Genomic DNA, 11,382 nt, shown 5'->3' with positions numbered 1-11,382 from the left:
CCATGCCGCGTTACGAAATGCTCAACAACATCGCCCATCGCGACCTCCGAGTGACCACCGGTTTCGGACCTGAATTCGGCGATGCGGTGGGCATGGTGCCGGCCTACCCGAGTGAGTTCGCCGAGCTGCAGCGCGAATATCCGCTCTTCCTCCGCAAGGACACCACGACCGGTGACTGGCAGTCGGTGGCCCTGCTGGGGTTCGAGCAGCACGAGAATCTTTTCCTGCAGGACGGGCGCTGGAATGCGTCCTATCTGCCCGGGGCTGCGGCCAAGGGGCCGTTCCTCATCGGTTTCCAGGAGAACCGGATCGACGGCGAGCTTACCCAGGAAGCCGTGCTGCACGTAGACCTGGACCATCCGCGCGTCAACGCGATGCAGGGTGAGCCGGTGTTCCTGCCGCAGGGGGGCAACACGCCCTATCTGGACCACATCGCAGGCGTGCTGCGTGGCATTCACGATGGCCATGCCTTTGGTGCGCAGATGTTTGCCACGCTCGATGCACACGGGCTGATTCAACCGATCACGCTCGACGTGCAGCTCGATCCGCAGCACCGGATCGGTGTCAACGGCCTGCACGCGATCGACCGTGACCGCCTGGCCCTGCTGGACGGTCCCGCGCTGGCCGAACTCAACCGCGCCGGCTATCTGGAAGGCACTTACCTGATCCTGTCATCGCTGCACAACATGCGACGCCTGATCGCCGAAAAGCAGCGCCGCCTGCGCATGTCCGATAGTGCTGCCGCCGCGGGCAGGAACTGACCGGTGCTCGACGCCGTTGCCATGCAGACACTGGAAGACCTGGAGCCCGGCGCGCTTCCGCTGGAGGCGCTGGTGGCCGCCGGGGAACCGGTGGTGCTGCGCGGGATCGCCCGCGACTGGGCGCTGGTACAGGCCGGGCTGCACTCCACGCAGCAGGCGATGGCCTACCTGCGCGGCTTCGAGGCCGGCGTGCCGGTGCCGTACTCCTTCGGCGGGCCGGAGATCGACGGACGTCCGTTCTACACCGCGGATTTCACGCAGTTGAATGTCGAGGTCCGGCGCGGCCTGCTGACGCAGGTGCTGGACGAGATTGCCGCGACCCTCGATGCGCCACGGCCGCCTACCTACTATGTCGCCTCGCTGCTGATCGATCGGGCACTGCCCGGGTTCGCGCAGTACAACGATGCCGGCCTGGCCGGGCAGGGCATCGACGCCTCGGCGAGCATCTGGATCGGCAACCGCGTGACCGCATCCTGCCATTTCGACACGCCCGACAACCTGGCGTGCTGCGCCGTCGGCCGGCGCCGGTTCACCCTGTTTCCGCCGGAGCAGATCGACAATCTGTACCCGGGCCCGCTGGACCCCACGCCGGGGGGACAGGTGGTCAGCGTGGTGGATGTCGATCGTCCGGATTTCACGCGCCATCCCCGGTTCCGTGATGCCCTCGCCAGCGCCCGGACCGCCGTGCTTGAGCCCGGTGATGCGATCTTCATTCCGAGCATGTGGTGGCATCACGTACGCAGCCTCGAGCCGTTCAACGTGCTGGTGAACTACTGGTGGCGCAGCTCGCCAAGTTTCCTTCCCTCACCGCTGCCGGCGCTCCAGCATGCGATGTGGGCGCTGCGCGATCTGCCGGTACGCGAGAAACAGGCGTGGGCAGCGATCTTCGATTACTACGTGTTCGGCCCGGGCGAGCGCGCAGGGCAGCACCTGCCCGACGCTGCCCGGGGTGAACTGGCACCGTTCGACGAGACGCAGGCGCGCCGCACGCGCGCGCAGTTGCTGGCTCGACTCAACCGCTGATGGGAGCATCGCATTGAACGTGGCGAACGCATCGCAAGGACGCATCCGCAAGGTCGTCATCGCCGGAGGCGGCACCGCAGGCTGGCTGGCCGGCTGTGCGCTGTCCCATCAGTTCCGCGACCAGCTGGACATCACCCTGGTGGAGTCCGAGCAGATCGGGACCGTGGGTGTCGGCGAATCCACCGTGCCGCCGATCCGGGCGTTCCATCGCTTCCTGCAGATCGATGAGCAGGAATTCCTGCAGGCTGTGGCCGGAACGTTCAAGCTGTCGATCTCGTTCGAGAACTGGCGTCGCCCCGGGGATCGCTTCATCCATCCGTTCGGTACGATCGGGCAGGGGACCTGGGCCACGCCCTTCCATCATTTCTGGCTGGACAGCCTGCGCCGTGGCATGCCCTCGGACCTGGGCGACTTCTGCCTGGAAAGCGTCGCCTCGCGTGCAGACCGGTTCTCGCTGCAGACCCAGCCACAGGTCAATTACGCGTATCACTTCGACGCCGGGCTCTATGCGAAATTCCTGCGGCGCAAGGCCGAAGCCCACGGGCTGCGCAGGGTGGAAGGCAAGATCCGCGAGGTCCGGCAACATGCCCATGACGGCGCCGTGGCGGCGCTGGTGCTGGAAGACGGACAGGTCATCGAAGGCGATCTGTTCATCGACTGCACCGGGTTCCGCGGTCTGTTGACCGAGCAGACCCTGCATACCGGCTACGAAGACTGGAATGAATGGCTGCCCAGTGATCGCGCCGTTGCGGTGCAGACCGAATCGGTCGGGCCGCCGGTTCCGTACACCCGGGCGATCGCGCACGAAGCCGGCTGGCGCTGGCATATCGCGCTCCAGCATCGGGTCGGCTGCGGGCTTGTCTTCTCCAGCCGCCACATGTCCGATGACGAGGCACAGGCCAAGCTGCTGCGCGATGTTGACGGCCCGCCCCTGCGGGACCCCTGGCTGGTGCCGTTCCGCAGTGGACGCCGGTTGAAGGCCTGGAACAAGAACGTGGTGGCACTCGGGCTTGCCAGTGGTTTCATCGAGCCGTTGGAATCGACCAGCATCCACTTGACCATCAGCGCGGTGGTGCGCCTGATCCAGCTGTTCCCGTCCGACGGCATCAGCCCGACGCTGGTGGACCTGTACAACGAGGTCAGCCGCCAGGAGATGGAACATGTGCGCGATTTCATCATCCTGCACTACCACGCCAACCAACGCGACGAGCCGATGTGGAAGGCGTGTCGCGAAATGGCGCTGCCCGAGTCTCTCGCGGTCCGGCTGAGCGCATGGCGCGAACGTGCACACGCCTGGCAGGACCCGGGTGAGCTGTTCCGCGTGGACTCGTGGACCAGCGTGTTGATGGGGCAGGGCATCCAGCCGGGAGCGCCGCATCCCCTGGCCGCTGCCATCAACGACGCGGACCTGCGCACGCTGCTGACGCGGCTCCGGCAGCCGATCGAGCAGGCGGTCGCGACGATGCCGTCGCAGGCCGCGTTCATCGAACAGTACTGCAAGGCGGCGCAGCAGGTGTGGTCACGGGGCCCGGTTGTGGCGTAACGGAACACCACGCTGTCGCACAGAAATGGTAGCGCTACCTTTTTAACAAACGGAGTGCAGGACATGGATCTGGTGGCCGGAATCGATGCAGGTACGCAGAGCCTCAAGGTCGTGGTGTACGACCCTGCCCGGCGCGGCCTGGTGGCCAGCACCAGCGCGCCGCTGAGCCTGACCTCCGCCGCCGATGGCAGCCGCGAACAGCAGCCGGCGGACTGGGTCGCGGCACTGCACGCGTGCTTCCATGCCATTGATCCATCGGTGCGATCGCAGATCACTGCGTTGGCCGTCTCGGGCCAGCAACACGGCTTCGTCCCGCTGGATGCGGCAGGGGAGGTCCTCGCGCCGGCCAAACTATGGTGCGACACCAGCACCTCCGCCGAGTGCACGCAGATCATGGAGGCGGCGGGCGGCGTGGCGCGCACCATCGCACTGGCCGGCAACCCTGTCCTGACCGGTTACACGGCCTCCAAGCTGCCCTGGACGAAAACGCACCGCCCCGACGCCTACGCGCGGCTGGCCACCATCCTGCTGCCGCACGATTACCTCAACTTCGTACTGACCGGCCAGCGCTTCTGCGAGTACGGGGATGCTTCGGGCACCGGCTGGCTGGATGTACGCACCCGCACCTGGTCGACCGAGCTGCTGCGCGCCACCGATCCGGCGCGCGCCCTGACCGCCTGCCTGCCGCGCATTGCCGCACCCGATGAGGTGTACGACATCGACCCTGCCGCCGCGGCCGAACTGGGGCTGCCCAGCGCCGTCAAGGTCGCGGTCGGGGGCGGCGACAACATGATGGCGGCCATCGGCACCGGCTGCGTCGAGCCCGGTCGCCTGGCGATGAGCCTGGGCACCTCGGGCACCCTGTTTGCCTACGCCGATACGCCGGTGGTCGATCCGGACGGCGCCTGGGCCGCATTCTGCTCCTCGACCGGCGGCTGGCTGCCGCTGATCTGCACGATGAACTGCACCGTAGCAACCGAGCAGGTCGCCGCGGCATTCGGCTTCAGCACCCGCGACGGCGATGCCCACCTGCGGGCCACGCCGCCCGGGGCCGACGGACTGGTGATGCTGCCGTTCCTCAATGGTGAGCGCACGCCGGACCTGCCGCTGGGCAAGGGTGTGCTGGCCGGTCTGGACACGACCAACATGACGCCGGCGCATATCTACCGTGCCGCCATGGAAGGGGCGACCTACAGCCTGAAGTACGGCTTTGACGCGTTCGTTCGCGCCGGCATGACGTTCGAGCGCATCGTGCTCACCGGCGGTGGCAGCAACAGCGCGCAGTGGCGGCAACTGGTCGCCGATGTGTTCGGCCTGCCAGTGGACGTCCCCATGCAAGCCGAGGGCGCGGCGTTCGGTGCCGCGTTGCAGGCGTTGTGGGCCGTGGGCCGTGCACGCGGCGATACCGCCTCGATCACCGACATCGCTGACCGGCATGTCGCGCTCGCCCCCCAGCTTTCCGCGCGCCCGGATCCGGCACGCACCCAGGCCTACGCCATGGCGTACGCCCGTTTTCTGCGCCATCTCGACGCCCTCACGCCGCTGTATCGCGGCTGATTCTTCTACGCCACCCCTCGCACAACGACAGGACACCGCACCATGAGCATGCAGCCCTTCATCGGCGCCAAGGAATACTTCCCCGGCATCGGCCGGATCCCCTTCGAAGGCCGGGGCTCGGACAACCCGCTCGCCTTCAAGGTCTACGACGCGGGCAAGATCATCGGTGGCAAGACCATGGAGGAGCATCTGCGCTTCGCGGTCTGCTACTGGCACACCTTCTGCAACGCCGGACATGATCCGTTCGGTCCGGGCACGCGCCATTTCCCCTGGGAGGTCGGCGCGCCGCTGGCATCGGCCGAGGCGAAGGTGGATGCCGCGTTTGAGTTCTTCACCAAACTGGGCGTGCCGTACTGGTGCTTCCACGATATCGACCTGGCCCCGGACGCCGAGGATGTGGGCCAGTACGAGAAGAACCTGAAACACATGGTAGGCCTGGCCAAGGCGCGCCAGGAAGCGACCGGCATGAAGCTGCTGTGGGGCACGGCCAATCTGTTCTCGCATCCGCGTTACATGAACGGTGCATCGACCAATCCCGATTTCGCGGTCGTCGCGCGTGCCGCGGTACAGGTGAAGGCGGCGCTCGAGGCGACCGTTGAACTGGGCGGCGAACATTACGTGTTCTGGGGCGGCCGGGAAGGCTATGCCTCGCTGGTGAACACCCAGATGAAGCGCGAAGTCGACCATTTCGCGCGGTTCCTGACGATGGCGCGCGACTACGGCCGCAGCATCGGCCTGAAGGGCAATTTCCTGATCGAGCCCAAGCCGATGGAGCCGATGAAGCACCAGTACGATTTCGACAGCGCGACGGTGACCGGCTTCCTGAAGGAGCATGGTCTGGACAAGGACTTCAAGCTCAACATCGAGGCCAACCACGCAACGCTTTCCGGCCACACCTTCGAACACGATCTGCAGGTGGCCTCGGACCATGGCCTGCTGGGCAGCATCGACGCCAACCGCGGCAACGCACAGAACGGCTGGGATACCGACCAGTTCCCGACCGATCTGTATGACGCGGTGGGCGCGATGCTGGTGGTCTTGCGCCAAGGGGGCCTGGAAGGCGGCTTGAACTTCGATGCCAAGGTGCGGCGTGAGTCGACTGATCTGGACGACCTGTTCATTGCCCATATCGGTGGCATGGATGCCTTCGCCCGGGGGCTGGAAGTCGCCCATGGGCTGCTCAACGACTCGCCCTGGGAGCAGTGGCGCGCCGAGCGCTATGCCAGCTTCGACAGCGGTGCCGGCAAGGAGTTTGCCCGCGGCGCGCTCAGCCTCACGGATCTGGCCGCTCTGGGTGCCAAGGGCGGCGAGCCTCGCCAGATCAGCGGCAGGCAGGAGCGCTACGAGAACCTGATCAACCAGTACCTGCTGCGCTGAGCGCCGCGGCTAGGAAGAGCGCCATGACCCACCACCCCATCACGTTCCGAGCGCGGTGTCTGATGGCGGCAAGCGTGGGCCTCGCGCGTTCAACGCTTGGAGGGGCGAGCGACCGAATCGCGCATCACCAGCCGGTGGGGCACGACATGGTCCGTCAGCACGCGCGCCTCGTCGGACCTGCGGCGGATGGTGCGCAGCAGGATATCGATGGCGGCATCGGCCATCGAGGCGATGGGCTGATGAAGGGTCGTGAGCTCCGGCCAGACGGTCGTGGCGGCCGAGGTGTCATCGAAGCCCACCACCGACAGGTCGCGGGGCACCTCCAGGCCGCGCCGGTGCGCGACGGAGATCGCCGCAGCGCCCATGTCGTCGTTGCTGGCGAAGATCGCGGTCGGCGGCCGGCGATGGGACAGCAGCGTCTCGGCCGCGGCAAGACCCGAGCGGTAGGTGTAATCGCCCGGCTGGACCAGGTCGGGGTCGACCTCCAGCCCGGCGTCATGCAGGGCGCTGACAAACCCATCGTAGCGTCGCCCACTCGCGCTGAGGTCGTTGCGGCCGCGGATGAAGCCGATCCGGCGGTGACCATGCTGGATCAGATGTTCAGCCATCTCCTTGCCCGCGTGGAAGTCGTCGATGCGGACGCAGGAGATATCGTCCCTCAGGTGCCCCGATGCGATGGCCACCACCGGGATGCCGGCCATGACCAGCTCGTTCACGGCGACCTGCGATTCGCACAGCGGGGGCGGCAGAATGACCCCGTCCACCCGGCCGGCCAAGGCACGCGCGGCCTTGCGTTCGGCGTCGGGATCGAAGTTGTCCCAGTAGTGGATCACCAGCTGGATGGCGGCGTTGGCGGCAACCCGCAGCAGGCCGACCAGCAGCTCGCGCAGGTAGGCACCGCTGGGATTGGTGTAGATCAGCGCGATGCGGGTGTGTTGCGCGGCGGCCAGCGAACTGGCGGCCAGGTTGGGCGTATAGCCCAGTTCGCGCACCGCGCGCAGGACGCGGTCGCGCGTGACATCCCGCACTTTTCCGTGGTTGATCGCGCGCGACACCGTCATCGGCGATACCCCGGCCAGCGCCGCCACCTCGTCGATCGTCACGCCACTGGTTTTGCGGCGGACCGATTTCTTCGGCTTGTCCAATCCGTCTTGCCTTTGTTCTTCGTCACGCTGCCGCGAGGCGGGCACGGCCTGAGCTTACAAGGTTTAGGGGCGACGCCACTGCACCGTTGGAATGTCGAGCGGTGTCACTGGATGCTGGTTGCTGCCGCGGTATTGCTGGCGTTCACGGCCAACGTTCGCGCGGAGGACGGCTACGGCCTCTGGATGCGCTATGCCCCGCTGGCACCTGCACTCGCGGCGGACTACCGCACGCAGCTAGGGGAGGTCGTGGCCCCTGATCAGACGCCGACGCAGCGTGCCGCACGCGAGGAGCTGCTGCGCGGCCTCAGCGGCCTGCTGGGTCGCGCGCCCCGGATGAACACAGTGGCGATCACTACCCCGACCGTGGTGCTGGGTACGCCGCAGTCGTCGGTAGTGATCGCGTCGCTGCGCACGGAGATGGACGCGCTGGGTGACGAGGGCTACCTGCTCAGGCATGCGCAGATCGACGGGCACGATGTGCTGCTGGTGGCCGCACCCCACGATATCGGCGTGCTGTACGGCGTGTTCCATCTGCTGCGACTGCTGCAGACCGGCGCCTCATTGGATGCGCTTGATGTGCGCGAATCGCCACGGCTCCGTCTGCGCCTACTCAACCACTGGGACAACCTGGACGGGTATGTAGAACGCGGCTATGCGGGTCGCTCGCTGTGGGACTGGCAGACCCTGCCGGAATGGCGCGATCCTCGTTACACGGACTACGCGCGCGCAAACGCCTCGCTGGGCATCAACGGCACGGTGCTGAACAATGTGAATGCCAGCGCGCAGAGCCTGGCGCCGGGCTATCTCGCCAAAGCAGCGGCGCTGGCCGACATCTTCCGGCCCTACGGCATCCGCGTGTACCTGAGCGCGCGCTTCAGCGCACCGATCGAGCTGGGTGGGCTGACCACCGCCGATCCGCTCGACCCGGCCGTGCAGCGTTGGTGGCGCGACAAGGCCGACGAAATCTACACGCGCATTCCGGATTTCGGCGGCTTTCTGGTGAAGGCCAACTCGGAAGGGCAACCCGGCCCGCAGGACTATGGTCGTTCGCATGCGGACGGTGCCAACCTGCTGGCCGCCGCGCTGGCACCGCACGGCGGCGTCGTGATGTGGCGGGCCTTCGTCTACGCGCACGACGTGCCGGCGGACCGCGCCACGCAGGCGTACACCGAGTTTGTTGGCCTGGACGGTGCATTCCTCCCCAACGTGATCGTGCAGGTGAAGAACGGGCCCATCGATTTCCAGCCGCGGGAGCCGTTCCATCCGTTGTTCGGCGCCATGCCACGCACGCCGCTGATGATGGAGGTCCAGATCACCAAGGAGTATCTCGGCTTCGCCACGCACCTGGTGTATCTGGGGCCTTTGTACGAGGAGGTGCTGCAAGCCGACACCCGCGCCCGCGGTGAGGGGACGACCGTGGCGCAGGTCCTGACCGGCATCGCCGGCGTGGCCAACATCGGCAATGACCGGACCTGGACGGGCTCGCACTTCGATCAGGCCAACTGGTACGCCTTTGGTCGGCTCGCGTGGAATCCGCAGCACCCAAGCCGTGACATCGCAGCGGAGTGGGCCGCCATGACGTTCGCGCCGGATCCCGAGGTGGTACAGCCCATCGTCGAGATGATGATGGACTCGCGCGAGGCGGCGGTGAACTACATGACGCCACTGGGTCTGCACCACCTGATGGCGCGCGGGCACCACTACGGGCCGGGCCCCTGGGTGGACGGCGGTCCCCGCGCGGACTGGACGTCGGTCTATTACCACCGCGCCGATCGTGATGGCATCGGCTTCGATAGGACCGCTGGTGGCAGCAATGCGGTGGGCCAGTACGCACCGGAGGTAGCCGCGGAGTATGGGGATCTGGCGCGCGTGCCGGAGCCGCTGCTGCTGTGGTTCCACCATGTGCCGTGGGATCACCGCATGGCCTCCGGACGGCCGTTGTGGGATGAACTGGTCGGGCACTACACGCAGGGCATACGCCAGGTGCAGGGCATGCAGGCGACCTGGGCCGGCCTGCAGGGCAGGGTGGATGCGCAACGACATGCGCAGGTCGCCGCCTTTCTCAGCCTCCAGCGCCGCGAAGCGCAGTGGTGGCGCGATGCCAGCGTGGCGTACTTCCAGTCGGTGAGCGGCAGGCCGTTGCCTGACGGCGAAACCGCACCGCCGCACCCGCTGGCCTGGTATGAGGCCCTGCAGTTTCCTTCCGCACCGGGAGATGGACGATGAGTCAACCACGCTGGAGTGACTGGCTTTCCCACGACCGACATCGACGCGCACCCGCGCTGCGCCTGCTGTTGGCTGCGGCACTTCTGCTGCTGTCCGCAGCGCCGGCGCTGGCCGCCACGCCTGCGCCACCGGTGTACTTCGATTGGTTCGAGTATGCCGGTCACGATGCGGCCTTTGAGGCGCCGCTGCCCGCCGGTTACTACCGCAACCCGATCCTGGCCGGCTTCCATGCGGACCCGAGCATCGTCCGCGCCAACGATCGGTTCTATCTGGTCAATTCCAGCTTCACCTACTTCCCGGGCATTCCAGTATTCGAAAGCGTCGATCTGGTGCACTGGAAGCAGATCGGCAACGTGATCGATCGCCCCACGCAGCTGGACTTCGATGGCCTGAACGTCTCCCGTGGCATCTTCGCGCCGGCCATCGAGTACCACGACGGCGTGTTCTATGTGGTCACCACGGCGGTCGACAGCGGCGGCAACTTCATCGCGACCGCGCGCGATCCCGCCGGCCCCTGGTCTGATCCGCACTGGCTGCCCAGCATCGATGGCATCGACCCGTCGCTGTTCTTCGACGACGACGGTGCCGTCTACCTGGTGAACAATGATGTTCCGCCCGGTCCGCCACGCTACGAGGGTCACCGCGCGATCTGGATGCAGCAGATCGATCTGGCCGCGTTCACACCGGTCGGGCCGCGCAGGGTGTTGATCGACGGCGGGGTGGAGCCGGCGAAGAATCCGATCTGGATCGAGGGGCCGCACGTCTACAAGCACGACGGCTGGTACTACCTCTCCGACGCGGAGGGCGGTACCGGCCCGCAGCATTCCCAGGTGGTTCTGCGCAGCCGCCAGGTGTGGGGGCCGTACCTCCCGTATGCGGGCAATCCGATTCTCACCCAGCGCGACCTGCCCGACGACCGGCCGCTGCCGATCACCAATGCCGGGCACGCCGACCTCGTGGAAGGTCCGGACGGCACCTGGTGGGCCGTGTTCCTGGCCAGCCGCAACTACCAGACGCGGCACTACAACACGGGGCGGGAGACGTATCTGCTTCCCGTGCAATGGCGTGACGGCTGGCCGGTGATCCTGCCGGCAGAGCAGGCCATTCCGTATGCGGCCAAGGCACCGTCATGGATGCAGGGCGATGCCTCGCAGGCACCGTCGACCGGCAATTTCGTCGATCGCGACGGCTTCGATGCACCCACGCTTGGCACCGGATGGGTGCAGGTACGCGTCCCCAAACAGGCCTGGGCAGACCTCAGCCTGCGTCCGGGCACGCTGGCCGTGCATCCGCTGCCGGAGAACCTGGACACGCTGCGCAATCCCGCCTTCCTCGGGCGTCGCCAGCAGCACCTGCGCTTCGAGGCCAGCACCGACATGACGCGGCCTGCCGCGGGTGTGGCGGCAGGCCTTGCCGCCTTCCAGAACGAGGCGTACTGGTACTTCCTTGGCGTGCGCAGCCTCGGCGGGGACCGCGTGGCGATCTTCCTTGAAGCGCGCGACGGCAGCGGCGTGACCCGCACGTTGGCCACGCGCGAGGTGACCGCATCCACATCGCTGCGCTTGCAGATCGCCGGTGACGAGGGGCGCTATGCCTTCGCGTTCGATACGGACGACGGGCGTGGCTGGCAGACCCTCGCGGGCGATGTGGACGGAACGGTATTGAGTACGGATCGCGCAGGCGGCTTTGTCGGCGCCCTGCTGGGACCATTCGCGCGCGACGAGCGCGCTTTGAGGAGCAAATGATGACG

8 protein-coding genes are annotated in these 11,382 nt (G+C 66.9%); 7 read left to right on the top strand and 1 reads right to left on the bottom strand.

What is annotated here, in order from left to right:
* The first annotated feature begins 2 nt into the window (after positions 1-2).
* The 5 genes from K4043_RS01920 (at position 3) to xylA (ending at position 6,261) form a co-directional block, all read left to right on the top strand.
* Positions 3-761 (top strand): SapC family protein, encoded by a 759-nt coding sequence (locus K4043_RS01920; protein WP_265307981.1) that lies wholly within the window; start codon positions 3-5, stop codon positions 759-761.
* Positions 762-764: 3 nt separating this feature from the next.
* On the top strand, positions 765-1,784 hold the full coding sequence (locus K4043_RS01915) for a cupin-like domain-containing protein (protein ID WP_265307980.1): 1,020 nt from the start codon (positions 765-767) through the stop codon (positions 1,782-1,784).
* A 13-nt stretch (positions 1,785-1,797) separates the two neighbouring features.
* Positions 1,798-3,327 (top strand): tryptophan halogenase family protein, encoded by a 1,530-nt coding sequence (locus K4043_RS01910; RefSeq protein WP_265307979.1) that lies wholly within the window; start codon positions 1,798-1,800, stop codon positions 3,325-3,327.
* Positions 3,328-3,390: 63 nt separating this feature from the next.
* Positions 3,391-4,884, top strand: coding sequence for a xylulokinase (gene xylB / locus K4043_RS01905; RefSeq protein WP_265307978.1), 1,494 nt, complete (start codon positions 3,391-3,393; stop codon positions 4,882-4,884).
* A 42-nt stretch (positions 4,885-4,926) separates the two neighbouring features.
* Positions 4,927-6,261, top strand: a complete 1,335-nt coding sequence (gene xylA, locus K4043_RS01900; RefSeq protein WP_123729293.1) for a xylose isomerase — start codon at positions 4,927-4,929, stop codon at positions 6,259-6,261.
* A gap of 89 nt (positions 6,262-6,350) precedes the next feature.
* Here the strand turns inward: xylA and K4043_RS01895 are convergent, their stop codons facing one another.
* On the bottom strand, positions 6,351-7,406 hold the full coding sequence (locus K4043_RS01895; protein WP_265307977.1) for a LacI family DNA-binding transcriptional regulator: 1,056 nt from the start codon (positions 7,404-7,406) through the stop codon (positions 6,351-6,353).
* A gap of 111 nt (positions 7,407-7,517) precedes the next feature.
* Between K4043_RS01895 and K4043_RS01890 the strand changes: the two genes are divergently transcribed.
* On the top strand, positions 7,518-9,632 hold the full coding sequence (locus K4043_RS01890; protein WP_265307976.1) for an alpha-glucuronidase family glycosyl hydrolase: 2,115 nt from the start codon (positions 7,518-7,520) through the stop codon (positions 9,630-9,632).
* Between the two features lie 56 nt (positions 9,633-9,688).
* Complete coding sequence (locus K4043_RS01885) at positions 9,689-11,377, top strand: glycoside hydrolase family 43 protein (protein WP_265308527.1); 1,689 nt, start codon at positions 9,689-9,691, stop codon at positions 11,375-11,377.
* Positions 11,378-11,382: the final 5 nt, after the last annotated feature.

It is taken from the genome of Stenotrophomonas sp. SRS1, from assembly GCF_026130205.1.
Lineage (GTDB): Bacteria > Pseudomonadota > Gammaproteobacteria > Xanthomonadales > Xanthomonadaceae > Stenotrophomonas > Stenotrophomonas rhizophila_B.
This window is presented reverse-complemented; position numbering and strand designations above follow the sequence as displayed.